Source organism: Candidatus Accumulibacter sp. ACC005 (genome assembly GCF_907163215.1).
In the GTDB taxonomy this organism is placed as follows: Bacteria; Pseudomonadota; Gammaproteobacteria; order Burkholderiales; family Rhodocyclaceae; genus Accumulibacter; species Accumulibacter regalis.
In genome coordinates, this window is the sequence record NZ_CAJQUB010000012.1 from 202,946 (window position 1) to 223,163 (window position 20,218).

A 20,218-nucleotide genomic window follows, 5' to 3' on the forward strand; every position below is an offset into this window, starting at 1 on the left:
CGCGCCACAAAGACAAAAAGCGCACCAGTCTTGTGCGCTTTTTGCTTGCTGTCGCCCCTTTATGGGGCTTGATGCACCAGTCCGTGCCGTGCCGAACCTATTCTGGTGCGGCGCCCGGCGGCAGAAGAACCCACATCTTTCCTTGCTGCTTCATGCGCCCGGCCTCGCTGCCGGCCTGGTCGCCGAAGCCCCAGAAGAAGTCGGCGCGCACGACGCCGCGGATGGCGCTGCCGGTATCCTGCGCGAGCATCAGGCGGCGCAGGGGGGTGGTCGTTGCCGGTCGGGTGGTGGACAGGAAAACGGGCGCGCCGAGGGGGACGTGGCGGGGGTCGACGGCGATGCTGCGCTCGGGCGTCAGGGGCACGGCCAGTGCGCCGTTCGGACCCTCGCCGTCGCCGCTCCTGATCGCCTGCTCGCTGAAGAAGACGTAGCGCGGGTTGGCGTTGAGCAGGTCGGCGAGGCGCGTCGGGTTGGCGCGCGCCCATTGCTTGATTCCCTGCATCGAAGCCTGGTCGAGGGTCATTTCGCCGCGTTCGACGAGCAGCTTGCCGATCGACTGGTAGGGGTGGCCGTTCTGGTCGGCGAAGGCCAGTCGCGTCATGCTGCCGTCGGGCAGGCGGACGCGCCCGGAGCCCTGTATCTGCAGGAAGAACAGTTCCACCGGGTCGTCGACCCAGAGCAGGACCCGGCCGCCGTTACTCTGCTCGCCGCGGGTAATTTCCGCCCGCGAGTAGTAGGGGACGACCTTGTTGCCCTGCAGGCGGCCGCGCAGTCGCAGGTTCTTGAGCTCGGGCTGGACGGCGCCGAGGTCGATGCTCAGCAGATCGGGCGGAACGCCGAGAACGGCTTCGACGTAGGGCTTGCCGCGGGTTCGCGAACCGCGCAACAGGGGTTCGTAGTAGCCGGTCACCAGGCCGTCGCTGCTGCCGTCCGGGTTGGTCAGCAGCCACGGCTGGAAGCGGGCCTCGAAGAGCTTGCGGATGGCCGCCGCCGATGGCGCGCTCAGCGCTTGCGCCTGCTCGCAGGCAGGACGCCACAGAGGCCATTGCGGGCGCTTGGCAAGCGCCCGGCAGGATTGCAGAAACGCCGGCAGGGCGGCGCGCAGATCGTCGTCGTTCCACGCCGGCAGGTCGCTCCAGCGTGCCGGCTGCAGCGGCTTGTAGGCGGGAGTGGCCGGCTTGCCCGGTTCGCCCGTCGCGCCGGGTTCGCACCCCGGGCAAGCCGGGCAGGCGGGGCAGTCGCCTTGCGGTGCCTCGCTGCGCGTGCCACAGGCGGTGAGCAGCAAGACCAGCAGGGCGGCGGCAAGAGCGCGGAGTGGACCTGTTGTCCGTGGTTGGCTTTTGAGCATCGTTTGGCTAGAGTATCGGGTTCGTCAAACCGCGGAGTATACCGTTCGATGACCGACCTCTTCCGGCAACTTGCCAGCTTTCTGCTGCGCGCCGAGACTCTCCTCGAGCGCATCGAACCCCTGCTGCCTCCCGCATCGGCGCTGCCCGACTGGCGGGCGGCGAAAGCCTTTCGCTGGCGCAAGAGCCACGGTGTCGGCTATTTGCAGCCGATCACCCGCCTGCCCGCCATTCGGCTCGACGACCTGCACGACATCGACGAGCAGAAGGCGCGGATCGACGCCAATACGCGTCACTTCGTCGCCGGTAAGCCGGCCAACAACGTGCTGCTCACCGGCGCGCGCGGTTCGGGAAAATCGTCGCTGATCAAGGCGCTGCTGAACGCCTATGGGGCCGACGGTTTGCGGGTCATCGAGGTGGAAAAGGGGGAGCTCACCGATCTGCCGGATATCGTCGAGCTCGTCGACGGGCGTCCGGAACGCTTCATCGTCTTCTGCGACGACCTCTCCTTCGATTCCGGCGACGCGCGCTACAAGGCGCTGAAGGTCGTCCTCGACGGCTCGATCGCCGCCGCGCCGGAAAACGTGCTGATCTATGCCACTTCGAACCGCCGTCACCTGATGCCCGAGTATTTCGCCGAGAATCTGGAGAGCAAGCGCGTCGGCGAGGAAATCCATCCCGGCGAGGCGATCGAGGAGAAGGTTTCGCTTTCCGAACGCTTCGGGCTGTGGATCTCGTTCTACCCGTTCGACCAGGACGCCTACCTGAACATCGTCGCCCACTGGCTGAAGTCCTTTGGCTGTGCGCCGGACGAGATTCCCGGCGCCGAGCGCGACGCGCTCAACTGGGCGCTCGAGCGCGGTTCGCGCAGCGGCCGCGTCGCCTGGCAGTTTGCCCGTGACTGGGCGGGTCGGCAGCGCGTGGCGCCCGCTCGCCCGCAGCGCTCGCGCACCAAAACGGTGCCCGGATCATCGGTGGTGGCGCGCAAGCGCCCGCGCGGCGCATGATCGTCGGCGTGCCGCGCGGCGCCGTGCAATGGGCTCGCCGATGACGGAGATCACCGAAGTCGTCGCCGCCGTCCTGCTGCGCGGCGATGCGGCCGCACCCGAGTTCCTGCTTGCGCAACGCCCGCCCGGAAAGGTCTACGCCGGTTACTGGGAGTTTCCCGGCGGCAAGGTCGATCCGGGCGAGACGCTCCATCAGGCGCTGGTCCGCGAACTGCAGGAAGAGCTGGGGATCACGGTGAACGACGTCTGGCCGTGGGTCTGCTGCGAGTTTACCTATCCGCACGCCACCGTCCGCCTGCGCTTCTATCGCATTCACGCGTGGCAGGGCGCGATCGCAGCGATCGAGCACAGCGCTTTCGCCTGGCTGAAAGCGGGCGCGGCGGCCTGTGTCGAGCCGATTCTGCCGGCCAATGGCCCGATCCTGCAGGCGCTCGCGCTGCCGCCCGTGTATGCGCTCAGCAACGCCGAGGAGAACGGCGTCGAAGCCGAACTGCTGCGCATCGAGCGCGCGCTGGCCGGGGGGCTGCGCCTGCTGCAGCTGCGCGACAAGACGCTGGCACCGGCGCGGCGTGCGGAATTCGCGCGCGCCGTGATGGCCCTTGCACGTCGCTACGAGCGTTACGAGCGTTACGAAGAGGGCTGCGCGCCAAGGGTCTGCGTGCTGATCAACGACGATCAGGAACTGGCCCGTTCGGTCGGCGCCCGCGGCTTGCACCTGTCGTCGCAGCAGCTCTGGCAGCTCGACTGCCGGCCGGATTTCGCGCGTGTTGCCGCTTCATGCCACAGCGCCGCCGACCTCGCGCGGGCGGCACAACTGGGGTTGGACTTTGTCGTTCTCGGTCCGCTGCTGCCGACCCTCAGCCATCCCGGTGCCGCCGGTCTCGGTTGGGCGGAGTTCTCGCGCCTCGTCGAACGTTCGCCGCTTCCGGTCTACGCGCTTGGCGGGCTGCAGCCGGAGATGCTCGAAACCGCCTGCCGCGCCGGGGCGCACGGCGTCGCGCTGATGCGGGGCTGGCGCTGAGCGAGCGTTGGCCGAAGTGGCGAGCACCCGGCCCGCAGGCAGTGCCGATCAGCGCGCGTCGACTACTTGCTGGCCGGGCAATCGTGCAGAGCAATCAGTGCGCGCCCGGAGAGCAGTCCGACCGAAAGCTGCGCCCCTGATGCCAGCGTGATGGCACCGGTCAGCGGCGCGGAGAGCGGGCAGTGAGCCGTTTCGACCAGGCGCCCGTCCTGCAGTGCGATGATGCGCAGCTGGCGGCGCGTCGAGCCGGGGACCACGAGCAGCGTTCGACCGTCGATGGTGACCGGCGCCGACAGGCCCAGCTCGGGTGATCCGTAGACGTGATTCGACACGCCGGCCAGCGCGGCAATCTCGACCAGCTGCTGTCCGTGGCGTCGGTAGATGCGCAGCGTGCCGCTGCGGTGCGGTGTGCTCACCGCGGCGATCTCGGCTTGCCCGTCGCCATCGAGGTCGGCAACGCCAACCGGGTTCAGCCAGCGCATCGGCGTGCCGATCGGTGGCGACTGCGCGCTGATTGCGAGGCGCCCATCGCGCAAGCCGATCAGCGCCAGGCGCGATCCGCTGTCGCGTTGGCTGACGATGGTCAGCAGTTCCGGGGGCTCGCCGGTCGCCAGAGTGACCAGGCGCGGCGCCAGGTCCTCGAAGACTTCATCGTCGGGAAGGGCGAGCGAATGGCGTTGACCGGCGTCGGTGCTCACCACCAAGCGGGCGTATTCGTGGGGTCGGCCAAGCGCGAAATGGCCATAGCGCTCGGCCGGCGCTGCATAGTGCGCGCCGGTCATCGTTTCGCCATCGGCCGCCGCCGCGGCGCTCAGCGCGAGGAGGGCGAAAGCGAGCGGTCTGCGCAGCGATCGGCGCGCAGTGGCCCGCTTGCCGGCCGCTGCCGCCACGCCGCCAGCAGGCATCACTCCAGGCTGAGAAGCTGCACGCTGCGCGCCGCAACCGGGCTCGTCTTTTCGCGTCGGAAGCTTGCAAATGGTTCTTGCGCGCTGCTGTCGCAGAGCTGTTTCCAGACGCCAGACGGGAGCAGGAAGGGAACCCGAATCTCGTCGCGGTTGATCAGGCAGAGCAGTGTCGCGTTGCTCGGCGCAGACGTGCCGTTGCCTGGCTGGGGAGCGAGTTGCAGCGCGAAGGCGCCGAGCTTGTTCGACTGCCAGTCGGCGACGCCCATCGGTCGGCCTGCAGGATGCCACCAGAGCGCGTCGGGCTGCGCGTGGTCGCCCGCTTCGCCGCTGAGCCAGTTCACTTGCCGCAGTTGCGGGAAACGCTTGCGCAAGGCAACCAGGCCGGCGACGAAGTCGATCAGCTCGCCGTCGGCATGCTGCCAGTCGAGCCAGGTCATTTCGTTGTCCTGGCAGTAGGCGTTGTTGTTGCCGCCTTGCGTGCGGCCGAGCTCGTCGCCGCCCTGCAGCATGGGCACGCCCTGCGCGATGAGCAGCGTGGCCAGCAGCGCGCGCTGCAGGCGACGGCGCTTTTCGAGCACTGCCGGGTCGTCGCTCTCGCCTTCTTCGCCGCAGTTCCACGACAGATTGTGGCCGTGTCCGTCGCGATTCTGCTCGCCGTTGAGTTCGTTGTGCTTGTTCTGGTAACTGACCAGGTCGCGCAGGGTGAAGCCGTCGTGTGCAGTGAGGAAGTTGACGCTGGCCTGCGGCGCGCGGCCCGCGCCCTTGAACAGTTCGCTCGATCCGGAGAGCCGCTGCGCGAGTGCGCCGACGCCGACCTCGCCGGTTAGCCAGAAGGCGCGCACGTCGTCGCGGAAGCGGTCGTTCCATTCGCTCCAGCCGGGAAGGAAGCGGCCCAGCCGGTAGCCGTCGGGGCCCATGTCCCAGGGCTCGGCGATCAGCTTGACATTCTGCAGCAGCGGGTCCTGGCGGACGGCGGCGAGAAAGGCGCTGTCGCGAGCCAGTGCGGCGGCGAGGTCGAAGCGGAAGCCGTCGACGTGCATCACGCCGACCCAGTAGCGCAGCGCGTCCATCACCAGTTGCAGGACGCGTGGCTCAGTGAGGTTGAAGGTATTGCCGCAGCCGCTGTAGTTTTCGTAGGCGGCGGGATTGCCCGGCCGCAGCAGATAGTAGCTCTGGTTGTCGATTCCGCGAAACGACAGCGTCGGACCGAACTCGTCGGTTTCGGCGGTGTGGTTGAAGACCACGTCGAGGATGACTTCGAGACCGGCGGCGTGCAGCGTGCGGACCATGGTCTTGAACTCGGCGATCACCGATTGCCCGTCGATGGTGGCGGCGTAACGCGGTTCCGGGGCGAAAAAGCCGAGCGAGTTGTAGCCCCAGTAATTGACCCGTCCTTCGCCGAGCAGACGTTGTTCGTCGAGGAAGTGGTGCACCGGCAGCAGGCTGACGGCGGTGACGCCAAGGCGCTGGAAATGGGCGATCATCGCCGCTGTGGCGAGCCCGGCGTAGGTGCCGCGCAGTGCCTGCGGCACGTCCGGGTGCAGCTGGCTGATGCCCTTGACGTGCACTTCGTGCAGCACGGTGTCGGCCCATGGCGTCGCCGGTGGGGTGTCGCCTTGCCAGTCGAAGCGCTCATCCACCACGCAGCACTCGAGACCGTGTGCCGGTTCTGCCGCCGTCGGATACGAAAAGTCACCGACGACCTGGCGCGCGTAGGGGTCGAGCAGCAGGCGTCCGGCGGCGAAGCGCTGGCCGTTCTCGGGCGCCTGCGGGCCGTGCACCCGGTAGGCGTAGCGCTGGCCCGGCTCCGCCCCGGCGAGGTAGCCGTGCCAGACCTGGTCGCTGCAGCGGGACAGGGGCAGGACGCGCATCCGCTTGCCTTCGAAGAGGCACAGCTCGACGCCTTCGGCATGCGCCGAAAACAGCGCGAAGTTCACTCCTTGGCCGTCCCAGGTCGCGCCGAGCGGTGACGGCCGTCCGGCGGCGAGCTTGTCCGCGTTCTCGCTCACGGTACCCATTCGAGGAACAGCGCGGCGAGTGGTGGCAAGGTGAGGTTCAGCGAGTATTCACGGCCGTGCGCGGGGACTCGTTCGGCGACCAGTCCGTCCGGGCCGTTGCCGACGTTGCTGCCGCCGTAGTGCTGCGAGTCGGTGTTGATGCGCTCGTAGTACCTGCCGGCATTCGGTACGCCGACGCGGTAGCCCTGGCGAACGACCGGGGTAAAGTTGCCGACGTAGAGCATGGCGCGTGAGCGATCACGCGTCCAGCGCACGAAAGCGACGACCGAACTGTCGGCATCGTCGGCAGCGATCCATTCGAAACCGGCCGGTTCGAAATCGACCTCATGCAAGGCCGGGCGGCTGCGGTAGAGGCTGTTGAGGTCGCGAATTAGATTGCGGACGCCGGCGTGATTCGGGAAGTCGAGCAAGGCCCAGTCGAGCGAGACGGCTTCGTTCCACTCGCTCCACTGGCCAAACTCGCCGCCCATGAACAGCAGCTTCTTGCCCGGGTGTGCCCACATGAAGCTATACAGCGAACGCAGGTTGGCGAATTTCTGCCACGTGTCGCCGGGCATCTTGTTGATCAGCGAGCCCTTGCCGTGTACCACTTCGTCGTGCGAGAGCGGCAGGACGTAGTTCTCGGTGAAGGCGTACATCATCCCGAAGCTGAGCTTGTTGTGATGGTAGCGGCGATAGATCGGATCCTGCGACATGTAGGAGAGCACATCGTGCATCCAGCCCATGTTCCACTTGTAGTGGAAACCGAGACCGCCCATCGACGGCGGCCGGCTGACCATCGGCCAGGCGGTGGACTCCTCGGCGTAGGTGTCGGCCGCCGGGTGCTCCTGACCGAGGACCTCGTTCATGCGGCGCAGGAAGGCGACTGCCTCGAGGTTCTCGCGCCCGCCATGCACGTTCGGTACCCACTGCCCTTCGGAGCGGCTGTAGTCGCGGTAGAGCATCGAGGCCACCGCATCGACGCGCAGGCCGTCGACGCCGTAACGCTCGATCCAGAACAATGCGTTGCCGATCAGGTAGTTGCTCACTTCACGACGGCCGAAGTTGTAGATCAGCGTGCCCCAGTCCTGATGCATGCCTTCACGGGGGTCGGCGTGTTCGTAGAGCGCGTCGCCGTCAAAGCGACTCAGACCGTGTTCGTCGGTCGGGAAATGCGCCGGTACCCAGTCGACGATCACCCGCAGGCCGGCGCTGTGGCAGGCGCTGACGAACTGGCGGAAGCCGGCCGGGCTGCCGTGACGGGCAGTCGGTGCGTAGAGCCCGAGCGGCTGATAGCCCCAGGAACCGTCGAAGGGATGCTCGGAAACCGGCAGCAGTTCGAGGTGCGTGAAGCCGAGGTCGACGACGTAGGGAATCAGCGTTTCGGTCAAGAGTTGCCAGTCGGGAAAGCCGCCATCGTCGGCGCGCCGCCACGAAGCCGGGTGCACTTCGTAGATTGACACGGGTGCGCCGAGCTGATTGCCGGCCGGAACGGGCGTGGCTTCGACCGGTGGTGGCAGGGCACAGACCACCGAGGCGGTCGATGGCCGCATCTCGGCTTCGAAGCCGTAGGGGTCGGACTTGAGGGGCAGCAGATGGCCGTGGCGCGAGCGGATTTCGTATTTGTAGCGGGCGCCGGCGGTCACGCCGGGCAGGAAGATCTCCCAGGCACCGCATTCGCGGCGCAGGCGCATCGGGTGGCGGCGGCCATCCCAGCCATTGAAATCACCGACGACGCTGACCCGCTGGGCGTCAGGCGCCCAGACCGCGAAAGCCGTTCCGGCGACACCGTCAATTTCGCAGAGGTGCGCGCCGAGGCGCTCGAAGGGGCGCAGGTGCGAACCTTCCGCGAGCAGCCAGACGTCCATCTCGCCGAGCACGGCCCAGAAACGATACGGATCGTCGGTTTCCTGGACGCCGTTTTCCCAGGTGATGCGCAGGCGGTAGGGGAAACTGCTGCGACGGCGCGGGATGACGCCTTCAAAAAATCCCTCGACGCCCTCGACGTCACGCTCCTTGAGCTCGGCAACCTGTTTGCCGGTCTTGGCGTCGACCACCGCCACTGCACGCGCGCCCGGCTGCATGCTGCGCACCCACAGCCGCTGGTCGGCATCGGTGTGCATCCCCAGGACGGCGTAGGGGTTGCCGTGTTCGGCCCGGCAAAGGGAAATGATCTCTGCGTTGTCAATCATTCGGCAGTTCCTCGATTGGTGAGCGTTTGCAGCTTCCAGGTATCGTCGGCGTAGTCGCGGATCGTCCGGTCAGCCGAGAAGGTGCCCATTCCGGCGACGTTGAGGATCGCCTTGCGCTGCCATTCGGCGGGCGTCAGGTAGAGCGCGTCGACGCGCGCCTGAGTGGCGACGTAGTCGGCGTAGTCGGCGAGCAGCAGGTAGTGGTCGCCGTAATGGACCAGGCAGTTGAAGACGTCGTGATAGCGCGAGCGTTCGCCGGGCGAGAAGAAGCCGCCGTCGATCTTGTCGAGCGCCTCCTTCAGTACGGGGTCGTTCTGGTACAGCTCGCTGGGCTGATAGCCGGTCTGCCTGAGCGCGGCGACCTGCGCCGTATTGTTGCCGAAGATGAAGATGTTATCGGCGCCGACCTGGTCACGAATCTCGATGTTGGCGCCGTCTTCGGTGCCAATGGTCAGCGCGCCGTTGAGCGAGAGCTTCATGTTGCCGGTGCCGGAGGCTTCCGTTCCGGCGGTTGAAATCTGTTCCGAAAGGTTGGCCGCCGGCATGATCAATTCGGCGACGGAAACCCCGTAGTTGGGAATGAACGCGACCTGCAGCAGGTCGCGGGTGCGTGGGTCGTTGTTGACCACCGCAGCGACATCGTTGATCAGCCGGATGACCTGCTTGGCCATGTGATACGAGGAGGCGGCCTTGCCGGCGAAAATGATGCTGCGTGGCGCAACGCCGGCCGTCTCGCCGTTGAGCAGCGCGTTGTAGCGGGTGATGACGTGCAGTACGTTGAGCAACTGCCGCTTGTACTCATGGATGCGTTTGACCTGCACGTCGAAGAGGCTGTCCGGGTTGAGACTGACGCCGACTTCGCGGGCCACGTAGTCGGCCAGGCGCAGCTTGTTGTCTCGCTTGGCGGCGGCAAACGCCTTGCCGAACGCAGCATCGTCGGCGACGCTGCGCAGGCCTTCCAGGCGGTCGAGATCGAGACGCCACTCCTTGCCGATGCGCTCGTCGAGCAGCGCCGACAGGCCGAGATTGGATTGCGCCAGCCAGCGCCGCGGCGTGACGCCGTTGGTCTTGTTGTGGAAGCGTTCCGGGTAAAGGCGGGCAAAGTCGGCAAAAATGGTTTGCACCATGAGGTCAGAATGCAATTGCGAGACGCCGTTGATGCGGTGGCTGCCAACGATGCTCAGGTGCGCCATGCGCACGCGCTTGTCTTTTTCATGGCCGTTGCCATCGTCGATCAGCGACACGCGTCGCATGAGGTCGATGTCGCCAGGGTAGAGGCGAACCACCTCGTCGAGGAACTCGTGATTGATGCGGTAGATGATCAGCATGTGGCGCGGCAGTACGCGCTGCATCAGCGTTACCTTCCAGGTCTCCAGCGCTTCCGGCATCAGCGTGTGGTTGGTATAGGAGAAGATGCGGCGGCACTGCTCCCAGGCTGCATTCCACTTCAGCCCGTGTTCGTCGACCAGCAGGCGCATCAACTCGGCGACACCGATCGCCGGGTGCGTGTCGTTGAGGTGGATGGCGACCTTGTCGGCGAGGTTGTCAAAGCTGCCGTACTCGTCGTCGTGGCGGCTGAGGATGTCCTGCATCGACGCCGAGACGAAGAAGTACTCCTGGCGCAGGCGCAGCTCGCGCCCGGCGGAGGTGCTGTCGTTGGGGTAGAGAACCCAGGAGATGTTCTCGAAGCGGTTCTTGAATTCGGCGGCACGCTGGTAGTCGCCGGTATTGAAGGCGCCGAGGTCGATTTCCGATGGGGCAGCCGCCTTCCACAGGCGCAAGGTGCTCACCCGGTCAGTGCCGTGACCGGGGATGACGTGGTCGAAGGCCTTGGCTTCGACCGAGTCGGCCGGATGCCACTCGGCCCAGTCGCCGCTGTGCTCGGCGCTGCCGCCGAAGTGCACCGTATGGTGCCTGCCCGCGCGCGGGAATTCCCATGGCGAACGATCTTGCACCCAGGCTTCCGGTTTTTCGACCTGCTGGCCGTTGACGATCGACTGCGCGAACATCCCGTATTCGTAACGTACGCCGTAGCCCCAGGAAGGCAGTCCGAGGGTGGCCATCGAATCAAGGAAGCACGCCGCCAGGCGTCCCAGGCCACCGTTGCCCAGTGCGGCGTCGGGTTCGCATTCCATCACCTCGTTCAGCGACGGACCCGGCGGCGTGAACACGGTCGCTGCCTGCTCACGAAGATCGAGTGCCGACAGGGCGTTGTTCATTGCCCGGCCGATGAGGAATTCCATCGACAGGTAATAGACCCGCCGTGCCTTGTTGGCACGGTCGGCGTGTTGTGTCTCGACCCAACGTTTTGCCAGTTGCTCGCGTGCCACCTGCGCCAGCGCATGGTAGTACTCCGCCTTGCCGGCGACATCTCGGTCGGTAGCCACCTGACAGAGCAGCTTGTGGTCGATCTGCGCGCGCAGCGGTTCTCCGTCAGGTTGCGATTCAATGGCTTTGGACATCAGGGAAGTACTCCAGTAGTAGGTTTCATAGGCCATCCTCGCTCTCGGCCAGGGCATGGGCGGCGCCCAGCAGGGCCGGCGTAGGCGAGAGCATTACATAGGTCGGAATTGCGGCCAAGTAGGCAGCGAAACGCCCCTTGGTCTCGAAGCGGGCGCGAAAGGGTGACCGCGCAAAGCGCTCGCCGAGGCGGGGAATAATACCACCGCCGATATAAACACCCCCCTGTGCGCCGAGCGTCAACGCCAGATTCCCGGCCAGCGAGCCGAGCATCGCGCAGAAGGTGTCGAGGACCGCGCTGCACTGGACGTCTTCGTTGCTCAGCGCGCGGGTGACGATCTCGGCGGTGGTCAGGGATTCGCTGGCCCGGCCGTCGACTTCGGCGACCAGGCGATGCAGCAGCGGCAGGCCGCTTCCGGAAATCAGCCGCTCGCCCGAGACGTGCTGAAGTTCGCGCCAGGCGAGGCCGAGAATCGCTGCTTCGCGTCCGTCTGCCGGTGCCAGCGAGCAGTGTCCGCCTTCGCCGCTCAGCGCCAGCCAGTGTCCGCGACCGAAGATCACTCCGGAGACGCCGAGGCCGGTTCCCGGGCCAAGCACTGCCTTGGGGGCCAGCGCGACGCTTGTGCCGCCGCCGACCTGCTGCAGGTCACGGGGGGCAAGTCGCGGCAAGGAAAGCGCCAGGGCGGTGAAGTCGTTGAGCAGGAGCAGGCGGCTCAGCCCGAGGCGCGACTTTATTTCCTCGCGCGCGAAGCTCCACCCGGCGTTGGTCAGTCGGATCACCTGCTCGTGGATGGGCGCGGCGAGGGCAATGGCGGCGGCGCGCAAGCCGGGGCAGGCGACCTCGGCGAGATAGGCCTCGATGGCCTCGATCGGTCCGGCGAAGTCGGCGACGGCGAAAATGCGCACCCGCTGCGGCGTGCCGTGCTCGTCGAGCAGCGCGAAGCGGGCGCGGGTGCCTCCGATGTCGGCGACCAGCAGCGCCGCTGACCTGCCCGCGCCGGTGGCGGGGTCGGCCGCGTTCGTCGGAGTCGAAGGGCTGGACGGGTGAGTGGATTCCATGGAGGTTTGCCGAAAGGTGCGCAGCCGACACTTGCCCCTTTGGCGACAAGGTTGCTGCAGATTCGAGAGGAAAATGCCCGGAGGGCGGTAAGCGAAGGCCGGGGCGCGAATCCTCGCACCACCTGCTGCGCCGATCAACGATTCATGTTGCCAGGCCGGACGATCCCCGTCGAACGAGTGCAAGCCTGTCGCGAGTCTGTCGGTTCAACGCTCGTTCTGTCAAGCCGGCAGCACGCCGGGCTTGCAGCCACGCGGCTCGCAGATCCGTACAATCAGCAGGGATCGTCGCCCGCCGTTCCAGCGTCGGCACTTTCCCCTCTCGTTTTCATGCTTTCCAGCTTTCCAGCCCGAGGACCCGCAGTGAAGTCAGCCCAGCACGCGTCTCTGATCAGCCGGCTTGTCGAAGTCGTCGGCGCCGATCACGTTCTCACCGCGGACGAGGCGATCTCCGCCCACCTCGCCGACTGGCGAGGGCGCTATCGTGGTGCCGCGATTTGTGTGGTTCGTCCGGCCAGCACGGCCGAGGTCTCGGCGCTGGTTCGCGCCTGTGCGCAGGTCGGGGTGGCAATGGTGCCGCAGGGCGGCAATACCAGCCTCTGCGGCGCGGCGACGCCGGCGCCGGAAGGCGACGCGGTACTGATCAGCCTGAGTCGTCTCCGGCGGGTGCGGGCGATCGATCCGGCGAACAACACGATGACCGTCGAGGCCGGCTGCGTGCTGCAGACGCTGCAGGAAGCCGCGGCGCAGGCGGGGCGCCTGTTTCCGCTGTCGCTGGCGGCTGAAGGCAGCTGTCAGATCGGCGGCAACCTGTCGACCAACGCCGGCGGGGTGCAGGTCCTGCGCTACGGCAACACGCGCGAGCTGACCCTGGGACTGGAGGTGGTGCTGCCCAGCGGCGAGATCTGGGATGGCCTGCGCGGCCTGCGCAAGGACAACACCGGCTACGATCTGAAGCAGTTGTTCATCGGCGCCGAAGGAACCCTGGGGATTATCAGCGCCGCGGTTGTGAAGCTCTTTCCCTTGCCGCGGGCGATCGCCACGGCGTGGTTGGCGATTGCCTCGCCGACGCAGGCGGTTCGTCTGCTCGGTGACCTGCAGGCCCGTTTCGGGGCCCTGCTGACCGCCTGCGAACTGGTCTCCGACCTTGCCCTTGGCCTGGTGCGCAAGCATTTCCCGGGTTCGCAGGCGAGCTTTTCGGCCAGCCCCTGGTATCTGCTCGTCGAACTCTCGGGCGGCGACGACGATCAGTCGCTCCGGCAGACGCTCGAGGCCTTCCTTGGCGAAGCCCTGGAAAGCGGCACGGTCAGCGACGCGGTCGTCGCCCAGAGCGGCGAGCAGGCGCGGCGCCTGTGGGCCCTGCGCGAGAACATTGGCGAGGCGCAGAAACTTGAAGGAGTGAGCATCAAGCACGACGTTTCGGTCCCGATTTCGCGCATCCCGGAGTTCGTCGAACGTGCCGGCCGCGAGCTTGCGCAATCTTTCCCCGAGATCCGCATCGTTGCTTTCGGGCACATCGGCGACGGCAACCTGCACTACAACCAGTCGAAATCGCAGGCCGGCGAGAACGCCGTCTTCATCGCCGCGCAGCCGGCGGTCAACCGCATCGTTTATGACCTGGTGCATGAACTCGGCGGCAGCATCAGCGCCGAACACGGCATCGGGCAGCTGAAGCGCGACGAGCTGTTGCGCTACAAGAGCCCGCTGGAGATCGAGATGATGCGGGCGATCAAGCGCGCGCTCGACCCGCAAGGATTGATGAATCCCGGCAAGGTACTCTGAGCGAACGGCCGCCAGCAGGCTAGTGGAGCGTCGGCGGCGCGGCGGGTGTGCTGGCGGTGGCCGCTGCGGGCGGCTGGCCGGCAAACAGTTCGTCGATCGCCTGCGCGTCGAAACGGTATTCGCGATTGCAGATGTCGTCCTTGATGAGCACCTCACCCTGTTCGTGGAGTGCCGCATAGACTTCTTCGCGGCCGAGCGAAAGGAGCATCGAGCGCACCTTGTCCCAGTCCTCCGGGCAGTTGTGGGCGACTGGCCTGGCGGCAAAGAGGCGCACCGTTTCTTCGCCAAAAAGGCGCAGCAGAAGTTTGTCGGCGGGGAGTGAGAGCAGCTCGGCGGGCTTGACCGTTGCCGCAAGCGCCTCGATGCGCGTCCAGCCGTCGGCGTCGCGCTGCTCGGCGGTGGGCAGGCGTTGCAGGAAAAGTCCGGCGGCGCCATCCTGCGATGCGGCCAGAAACAGGCGCGCGGGTTGCTGATCCGACTGCGCGAGGTAGTGCTCGAAAATCTCGGCAATGCTGTCGCCGGCGAGCGGCACGATGCTCTGGTAGGGCTCGCGCATCGACGCCATGTCAAGAGCCAGTTGCAGTTGCCCGTCGCCGAGCAGCTCCGACGCCGCGCCGGCTTCGATGGCGGCCGTGCATTTGGCCATGCCACGGATCTGCAACTGTTCGTTGCAGTCGATGACCAGCAGCGAGAGCGCGCCGCTGCCGCGGAGCTGGATGGTGAGCCGACCCGGCTGTTTGAGGTTGCCGGCGAGCAACAGCGTCGTCGCGGTCATTTCACCGAGCAGTTGGGCGACCGCCGCCGCATAGCCACGATTGTCGAGCATCAGCCGCCAGGCCGGGCCCAGGCGGACGACTGCTCCGGAGATGTCGAGGTCGTCGAGGAGAAAGCGGTGGAGGGTGTCGTTGCTCATTCGTTGTCCGTTGGTTCCAGGAATTCCCTGGCGTAGCTTTGCGCGTCGAAGCCGATCAGCAGGCGGTCACCGCAATCGATTACCGGCCGCTTGATCAGGCTCGGATACGCCGCCATCAGCCGCAGCGCCTGGTCTTCGTCGACATTGCAGCGTTGCTCTTCGGCGAGTTTTCGCCATGTCGTTCCGCGCGTGTTGAGGAGCAGCTTCCAGTCGCTGCGCCGGCTCCACTCGGCGATCTGGTCCGCGCTGATGCCTTGCCGGCGGTAGTCGACGAAGTCGAAAGCGACGCCATGATCGCTCAGCCAGGTGCAGGCCTTCTTCATCGTGTCGCAGTTCCGGATGCCGAAAATGCGCAGGTGGCGCGAAGGCGGGGGCGGGTCGGCGGTCATCTGTTCGGGGCTGGACGGCCCGGAATGTCACGAGACGGCGAGCATCCGCTCGAGCGCGACTCTGGCCAGTTCGGCTTCGTGCGCGGGAACCTGGATCGGGTTGACCACCCTGCCGTCGGCGAGGTTCTCCAGGGTCCATGCCAGATGCTGCGGGTCGATGCGCTGCATGGTCGAGCACATGCACACCGTCGGCGCCATGAACTGGACGATCTTGCCCTCGTGTTTGACTTCTTCGGCCAGGCGATTGACGAGGTTGAGTTCGGTGCCCACCAGCCAGCGGGTATTCGGGCTGGCTTCCTTGATCGTCCGCACGATGTGTTCGGTCGAGCCGACGAAGTCGGACTGCCGGCAGACTTCGAAGCTGCATTCGGGGTGCGAGATGACCAGTCCGTCCGGATGCTGATTGCGGAAGCGCAGGATGTGCGCCGGCTGGAACATCTGGTGCACCGAGCAATGCCCTTTCCAGAGCAGCAGTTTCGCGCGCTGGATCTGCTCGGCGCTCAGGCCGCCCATTTCGAGGTCGGGGTCCCAGACCTCCATCTCGTCGAGCGGGATGCCCATCTTGTGGCCGGTCCACCGGCCGAGGTGCTGGTCGGGGAAGAAGAGGATCTTCTCCCGGCGCCCGAAGGCCCAGGCGGCTATCGTCCCGGCGTTCGACGAGGTGCACACGATGCCGCCGCGGGCGCCGCAAAAAGCCTTGAGGTCGGCGGCCGAGTTGATGTAGGTCACCGGCGTCACCTGCTGCTCGACGTCGAGCACTTCGCCGAGTTCGCGCCAGCAGCGTTCGACCTTGGCAAGGTTGGCCATGTCGGCCATCGAGCAGCCCGCGGCGAGGTCGGGAAGAATCGCCGTCTGCTCCGGCTTCGACATGATGTCGGCGACTTCGGCCATGAAATGCACGCCGCAGAAGACGATGTACTGCGCGTCGGTCTGCGACGCCAGACGGGCGAGTTTCAGCGAGTCACCGGTGAGGTCGGCGTATTGATAGACGTCGGCGCGCTGGTAGTGGTGACAGAGCAGCACGGCCCTGGTACCCAGCCGTTCGCGGGCAGCGCGAATGCGCCGGTGGCAGGCGTCGTCCTGCAACTGGTTGAATTTGTCAAAGCTGATGGTGGCGGTTGGCATGTTCGCTTACTCGGGGCAATCGCACAGAACCCAGACCGGGTTCGCGGCAAGAAAGTTCAGCTGCGCCACGGCAGGCCGGCCTGACGCCAGCCACCGATCGTACCGCGCTGGCCGTTGGCGTCCTTGTCGCCCTCGAAGCCCTCGAGCACGTTGTAGCAATCGGCCTGCATCTCCTGGCCGGCCAGTGCCGCGGCATTATGCGAACGCGCACCGCTGCGGCAGATGAACATCAGCAGCGCTTCGCGATCGACCTGTTGCTTGAGTTGCGCCAGGAAGTGGCTGTTCGGCTTGTTCTCCGGGTAGCTCATCCACTCAATCTCGATGGCCCCGGGGATGCGCCCGACCCAATCCCACTCGGCGCGCGTGCGCACATCGACCAGCTTGGCTCCCGGCGCCAGTTGCCACACCTCGTGGGCTTCCCGCGGCGTCAGGGCGCCTGCGTAGGGGAGACCCAGTTCGCGTCCGCGTTCTCGGGCCAGCTGAAGCAGATCGGTCAATCTTCCCATGGGGCCTGCCAAGTGTAGTTGCACCAGGGGCGCAGTATAAACCGAGAAACGGCCTGTGACTGCTCGCTTGCGCGCGCGCTGGCAGCGGCGCGGGCGCAAGCGAGCGAGTCGCTACGCACCAGAAAGGTGCGTCACTCGCAGTGGTTGCACCGTCGCGGTGCAGAAAAAAGCCCAGGAACGCTCAATTGGCTTGTGGCACAATAAAAACCTGCAGGACAGGGGTTGGCACGTTTTCTGCTCTCCTTTCCCTCGTACCTATTTTCTACTGCCGCCGGTTGATCCGGCACCTGTTCAGGAGACTCTGCAATGGCAAGCCCGCAAGACGTGATCAACATGGTCAAGGAAAACGAGGCGAAGTTCGTCGACTTCCGCTTCACCGACACCCGTGGCAAGGAGCAGCACGTAACCGTGCCGGTCAGCGCTTTCGACGAAGACAAGTTCGAGAATGGCCACGCCTTCGACGGCTCGTCGATCGCCGGCTGGAAGGGAATTCAGGCTTCGGACATGCAGCTGATGCCTGATCCGAGCACTGCCTACATCGATCCCTTCTTCGACGAAACGACCCTGGTGATGACCTGCGACGTCGTTGATCCGGCTGACGGCCGCGGCTACGACCGCGACCCGCGCTCGATTGCCAAACGCGCCGAAGCTTATCTGAAGTCGTCCGGCATCGGCGACACGGCCTATTTCGGTCCCGAGCCCGAGTTCTTCATCTTCGACTCGGTGGCCTGGAGTGTCGACATGTCGGGCTGCTCGCTGAAGCTCTACTCGCAGGAGGCCGCCTGGTCGAATGGCGAGAAAGCCGAAGGTGGCGGTGGCTCCGGCCATCGTCCGGGCGTCAAGGGCGGCTATTTCCCCGTGCCGCCGGTCGATAGCCTGCACGATATCCGGTCGGCAATGGTGCTGACGCTCGAGTCGATCGGCGTGCCGGTCGAAGTCCATCACCACGAAGTCGCCACGGCCGGTCAGTGCGAGATCGGCACCGTGTTCAACACGCTGGTCAAACGTGCCGACTGGACGCAGCAGTTGAAGTATGTGGTGCACAACGTTGCCCATCAGTACGGCAAGACCGCCACCTTCATGCCCAAGCCGATCGTTGGCGACAACGGTTCGGGGATGCACGTCCACCAGTCGATCTGGAAAGACGGCAAGAACCTGTTCGCCGGTAACGGCTACGCCGGGCTGTCGGAACTGGCGCTGTTCTACATCGGCGGGATCATCAAGCACGCCAAGGCGCTGAATGCGATTACCAATCCGGGCACCAACTCGTACAAGCGTCTGGTGCCGCACTACGAGGCTCCGGTCAAGCTGGCGTATTCGGCCAAGAACCGTTCGGCGTCGATCCGCGTGCCGCACGTCGCGTCGGACAAGGGGCGGCGCATCGAGACGCGCTTCCCGGATCCGATCGCCAACCCCTATCTGTGTTTCGCGGCACTGCTGATGGCCGGCCTCGATGGCATCCAGAACAAGATCCATCCGGGTGATCCGGCCGACAAGAACCTCTACGATCTGCCTCCGGAAGAGGATGCCAAGATCCCGACGGTTTGCGCCAGCCTGGAAGAGGCGTTGGGCGCGCTCGACGTCGATCGCGAGTTCCTGACCCGTGGCGGTGTTTTTTCGGACGAGTGGGTCGACGCCTTCATCGAGCTGAAGATGGACGAGGTCAACAAGGTGCGCATGACCACCCATCCGGTCGAGTTCGACCTGTATTACAGCTGCTGATCACGCAGCGCGGGGAAGAGGACGGGCTTGCCCGTCCTTTTTTTTCGTCTGCCGAATGCCCCGGTTGTGCGTTTGTATTAGTTCGGGTCATCCAATACACTCGTAGGTGATTCGCGATTGAGCATGATGCGAGCCTGCAATCACCGGGTGGCGGGCTGCGACCAAGGAATGGGACGAAGATGAAAGCGCAGGAACTGTTTATCTCGAGCGCACTGCTTTCGTTGCTGGCATGGCCTGCTTACGCGCAGGATATCTACAAGTGCGACGTCGATGGGCGAATTACCTACTCGAATGTCCCGACCAGGAACTGCAGAAAGCTCATTCTCGACCCGGTCAACCTGTCGCCGGCTCCAAAGGCGGCGCGGACGCCAACGCCGACCAACTTCCCGAAGGTCGACGACCAGACGCAGAAGGCGCGCGATGGCGACCGCCGACGGATTCTCGAAAACGAGCTTGCAGCCGAGCAGAAAAACGCCGAGCAGGCAAAGAAAGCGCTCGCCGAGCAGGAGGCCATCGTACTGCCCAACGAGCGCATGCAAGGCGGCGCGATCAGTGGCGGCAAGGTCGAGGAACGCCTGCAGCCGTACAAGGACAAGGTGGCGCTGCACGATCGCAATATCGAGGCGATCAGCAAAGAGATTGCCAATCTACGCTGAGCGCGCGGGCGGGACGTCTCCGGCGCCCGTCACCAGCCATGTCTGAATCTTCCCCACACCCCTTCGGCGGGCTCGACCTGCTCTCGTCGGCAGTCATCCTGCTCGACGAGAATCTGGCCATCCGGCACATGAATCCGGCCGCCGAGAGCCTGCTGGCGATGAGCAGCAGAGTCTTTGTCGGCTGCCCGCTGGCCAGCGTCATCGAGTGCCCCAGCCGCTTCCTGGCGGCGCTCGACAGCGCGCTCAAGCATGGCTGGGACTACACCGGGCAGAACATCGACCTGCGCCTTACCGCGGGCGAGTTGCTGCGCCTGAACTGCGCGGTGAATCCGGTCGATACGCGGGAAGCCAGTCTGCTGCTCGAATTGTGGCCGATAGATCAGCAGCTCAGGGCAACCCGGGAAGAGCGACTGGTCGAGCAGCAGCAGGCAAATCGCGAGCTGATCAGAAACCTGGTGCACGAAATCAAGAACCCCTTGGGCGGCATCCGCGGTGCCGCGCAGTTGCTCGAGCACGAACTCAACAACCCCGGTTTGCGCGAGTACACGCAGGTGATCATCAAGGAGGCAGACCGCCTGCAGGATCTGATGCGGCGCCTGCTCTCGCCGCACCGTCCGATGCAGCCCGGACCGGTGAATATTCACGAGATTCTCGAGCGCGTGCGCAGTTTGCTGACCGCCGAGTTTCCGACCTTGCTCACCGTGCAACGCGATTACGATACCAGCCTGCCGGAGTTGATCGGCGACCGCGAGCAGTTGATTCAGGTCTTCCTTAACCTGGCCAGGAACGCAGCACAGGCGATTCAGCGTCAGCCCGATGACGGGGCGCGCGGCTCGGGCCAGATCACCTTGCGCACCCGTGTCGCCCGCCAGACGACCTTGTTCAAGCGTCGCTATCGCCTGGCGCTCGAAGTGCAAGTGATCGACGATGGCCCAGGTATCGCCGAAGACATACGCGAGCGCATGTTCTATCCGCTGGTTTCCGGTCGCGAGGGCGGCAGCGGCCTGGGTCTGACGCTGGCCCAGAGCTTCGTCCAGCAGCACCAGGGAACGATCGATTGTGAAAGCCGGCCGGGCGGCACTTGTTTTACGATTCGCTTGCCGCTTGGCTGAAGTCTGGCAGGTTTCTTGCTTTTATCGTC

Annotated in this window: 16 protein-coding genes; 6 read left to right on the forward strand and 10 right to left on the reverse strand. The window is 65.6% G+C overall.

What is annotated here, in order from left to right; genetic code table 11:
- Window positions 1–97: 97 nt before the first annotated feature.
- Window positions 98–1,348 (reverse strand): murein transglycosylase A, encoded by a 1,251-nt coding sequence (locus QZ613_RS14770; protein ID WP_043569220.1) that lies wholly within the window; start codon window positions 1,346–1,348, stop codon window positions 98–100.
- Between the two features lie 48 nt (window positions 1,349–1,396).
- Between QZ613_RS14770 and QZ613_RS14775 the strand changes: the two genes are divergently transcribed.
- Both QZ613_RS14775 and QZ613_RS14780 read left to right on the forward strand, forming a co-directional pair.
- Entirely contained in the window at window positions 1,397–2,353 is a 957-nt protein-coding gene (locus QZ613_RS14775; RefSeq protein WP_291867967.1) for an ATP-binding protein, read from the forward strand.
- A gap of 40 nt (window positions 2,354–2,393) precedes the next feature.
- Complete coding sequence (locus QZ613_RS14780; protein ID WP_291867970.1) at window positions 2,394–3,374, forward strand: Nudix family hydrolase; 981 nt, start codon at window positions 2,394–2,396, stop codon at window positions 3,372–3,374.
- Between the two features lie 62 nt (window positions 3,375–3,436).
- Here QZ613_RS14780 and QZ613_RS14785 read toward each other — a convergent pair whose 3' ends face one another.
- The 5 genes from QZ613_RS14785 to glk are packed head-to-tail and all read right to left on the reverse strand — an operon-like array spanning window position 3,437 to window position 11,987.
- On the reverse strand, window positions 3,437–4,279 hold the full coding sequence (locus QZ613_RS14785) for a VCBS repeat-containing protein (RefSeq protein WP_291903646.1): 843 nt from the start codon (window positions 4,277–4,279) through the stop codon (window positions 3,437–3,439).
- On the reverse strand, window positions 4,279–6,297 hold the full coding sequence (glgX, locus tag QZ613_RS14790) for a glycogen debranching protein GlgX (protein ID WP_043569217.1): 2,019 nt from the start codon (window positions 6,295–6,297) through the stop codon (window positions 4,279–4,281). The genes QZ613_RS14785 and glgX overlap by 1 nt, the downstream gene beginning before the upstream one ends.
- Window positions 6,285–8,468, reverse strand: coding sequence for a 1,4-alpha-glucan branching protein GlgB (gene glgB, locus QZ613_RS14795; RefSeq protein ID WP_043569216.1), 2,184 nt, complete (start codon window positions 8,466–8,468; stop codon window positions 6,285–6,287). The genes glgX and glgB overlap by 13 nt, the downstream gene beginning before the upstream one ends.
- Complete coding sequence (locus QZ613_RS14800) at window positions 8,465–10,966, reverse strand: glycogen/starch/alpha-glucan phosphorylase (RefSeq protein ID WP_291983041.1); 2,502 nt, start codon at window positions 10,964–10,966, stop codon at window positions 8,465–8,467. Before QZ613_RS14800 ends, glgB begins: the two co-directional genes overlap by 4 nt.
- Window positions 10,956–11,987 carry a glucokinase gene (glk, locus tag QZ613_RS14805; protein WP_291983043.1) on the reverse strand — a complete coding sequence of 344 codons (1,032 nt, stop codon included), beginning with the start codon at window positions 11,985–11,987 and terminating at the stop codon, window positions 10,956–10,958. Before glk ends, QZ613_RS14800 begins: the two co-directional genes overlap by 11 nt.
- 360 nt (window positions 11,988–12,347) lie before the next feature.
- Between glk and QZ613_RS14810 the strand changes: the two genes are divergently transcribed.
- Window positions 12,348–13,766 (forward strand): FAD-binding oxidoreductase, encoded by a 1,419-nt coding sequence (locus QZ613_RS14810; protein WP_291983045.1) that lies wholly within the window; start codon window positions 12,348–12,350, stop codon window positions 13,764–13,766.
- 19 nt (window positions 13,767–13,785) lie between these two features.
- Here the strand turns inward: QZ613_RS14810 and QZ613_RS14815 are convergent, their stop codons facing one another.
- Genes QZ613_RS14815 through QZ613_RS14830 form a run of 4 tightly spaced genes read right to left on the reverse strand, consistent with a single transcriptional unit; the run spans window position 13,786 to window position 16,699 of the window.
- On the reverse strand, window positions 13,786–14,679 hold the full coding sequence (locus QZ613_RS14815) for an Hsp33 family molecular chaperone HslO (protein ID WP_291863373.1): 894 nt from the start codon (window positions 14,677–14,679) through the stop codon (window positions 13,786–13,788).
- Window positions 14,676–15,068 (reverse strand): arsenate reductase, encoded by a 393-nt coding sequence (locus tag QZ613_RS14820; protein ID WP_291863375.1) that lies wholly within the window; start codon window positions 15,066–15,068, stop codon window positions 14,676–14,678. The genes QZ613_RS14815 and QZ613_RS14820 overlap by 4 nt, the downstream gene beginning before the upstream one ends.
- Window positions 15,069–15,095: 27 nt before the next feature.
- Window positions 15,096–16,193 (reverse strand): quinolinate synthase NadA, encoded by a 1,098-nt coding sequence (gene nadA / locus QZ613_RS14825; RefSeq protein WP_043569211.1) that lies wholly within the window; start codon window positions 16,191–16,193, stop codon window positions 15,096–15,098.
- A gap of 56 nt (window positions 16,194–16,249) precedes the next feature.
- A complete protein-coding gene (locus QZ613_RS14830) occupies window positions 16,250–16,699 on the reverse strand; it encodes a rhodanese-like domain-containing protein (protein ID WP_043569210.1) in 450 nt (149 codons plus the stop codon).
- Between the two features lie 306 nt (window positions 16,700–17,005).
- Between QZ613_RS14830 and glnA the strand changes: the two genes are divergently transcribed.
- The 3 genes from glnA to glnL all read left to right on the forward strand — a co-directional run bounded on the left by glnA (window position 17,006) and on the right by glnL (window position 20,189).
- Complete coding sequence (gene glnA, locus QZ613_RS14835; protein ID WP_043569209.1) at window positions 17,006–18,421, forward strand: type I glutamate--ammonia ligase; 1,416 nt, start codon at window positions 17,006–17,008, stop codon at window positions 18,419–18,421.
- A gap of 179 nt (window positions 18,422–18,600) precedes the next feature.
- Entirely contained in the window at window positions 18,601–19,077 is a 477-nt protein-coding gene (locus QZ613_RS14840; RefSeq protein ID WP_043569208.1) for a DUF4124 domain-containing protein, read from the forward strand.
- A 38-nt stretch (window positions 19,078–19,115) separates the two neighbouring features.
- Window positions 19,116–20,189, forward strand: coding sequence for a nitrogen regulation protein NR(II) (gene glnL / locus QZ613_RS14845; protein WP_043569207.1), 1,074 nt, complete (start codon window positions 19,116–19,118; stop codon window positions 20,187–20,189).
- The last annotated feature ends 29 nt before the right edge of the window (window positions 20,190–20,218 follow it).

Excerpts from the sequence above, each read along its gene's own strand:
- QZ613_RS14770 (WP_043569220.1), bottom strand. The coding sequence starts at position 1,348 with ATGCTCAAAAGCCAACCACGGACAACAGGTCCACTCCGCGCTCTTGCC.
- QZ613_RS14775 (WP_291867967.1), top strand. The coding sequence starts at position 1,397 with ATGACCGACCTCTTCCGGCAACTTGCCAGCTTTCTGCTGCGCGCCGAG.
- QZ613_RS14780 (WP_291867970.1), top strand. The coding sequence starts at position 2,394 with ATGACGGAGATCACCGAAGTCGTCGCCGCCGTCCTGCTGCGCGGCGAT.
- QZ613_RS14785 (WP_291903646.1), bottom strand. The coding sequence starts at position 4,279 with ATGCCTGCTGGCGGCGTGGCGGCAGCGGCCGGCAAGCGGGCCACTGCG.
- glgX (WP_043569217.1), bottom strand. The coding sequence starts at position 6,297 with ATGGGTACCGTGAGCGAGAACGCGGACAAGCTCGCCGCCGGACGGCCG.
- glgB (WP_043569216.1), bottom strand. The coding sequence starts at position 8,468 with ATGATTGACAACGCAGAGATCATTTCCCTTTGCCGGGCCGAACACGGC.
- QZ613_RS14800 (WP_291983041.1), bottom strand. The coding sequence starts at position 10,966 with ATGGCCTATGAAACCTACTACTGGAGTACTTCCCTGATGTCCAAAGCC.
- glk (WP_291983043.1), bottom strand. The coding sequence starts at position 11,987 with ATGGAATCCACTCACCCGTCCAGCCCTTCGACTCCGACGAACGCGGCC.
- QZ613_RS14815 (WP_291863373.1), bottom strand. The coding sequence starts at position 14,679 with ATGAGCAACGACACCCTCCACCGCTTTCTCCTCGACGACCTCGACATC.
- QZ613_RS14820 (WP_291863375.1), bottom strand. The coding sequence starts at position 15,068 with ATGACCGCCGACCCGCCCCCGCCTTCGCGCCACCTGCGCATTTTCGGC.
- nadA (WP_043569211.1), bottom strand. The coding sequence starts at position 16,193 with ATGCCAACCGCCACCATCAGCTTTGACAAATTCAACCAGTTGCAGGAC.
- QZ613_RS14830 (WP_043569210.1), bottom strand. The coding sequence starts at position 16,699 with ATGGGAAGATTGACCGATCTGCTTCAGCTGGCCCGAGAACGCGGACGC.
- glnA (WP_043569209.1), top strand. The coding sequence starts at position 17,006 with ATGGCAAGCCCGCAAGACGTGATCAACATGGTCAAGGAAAACGAGGCG.
- QZ613_RS14840 (WP_043569208.1), top strand. The coding sequence starts at position 18,601 with ATGAAAGCGCAGGAACTGTTTATCTCGAGCGCACTGCTTTCGTTGCTG.
- glnL (WP_043569207.1), top strand. The coding sequence starts at position 19,116 with ATGTCTGAATCTTCCCCACACCCCTTCGGCGGGCTCGACCTGCTCTCG.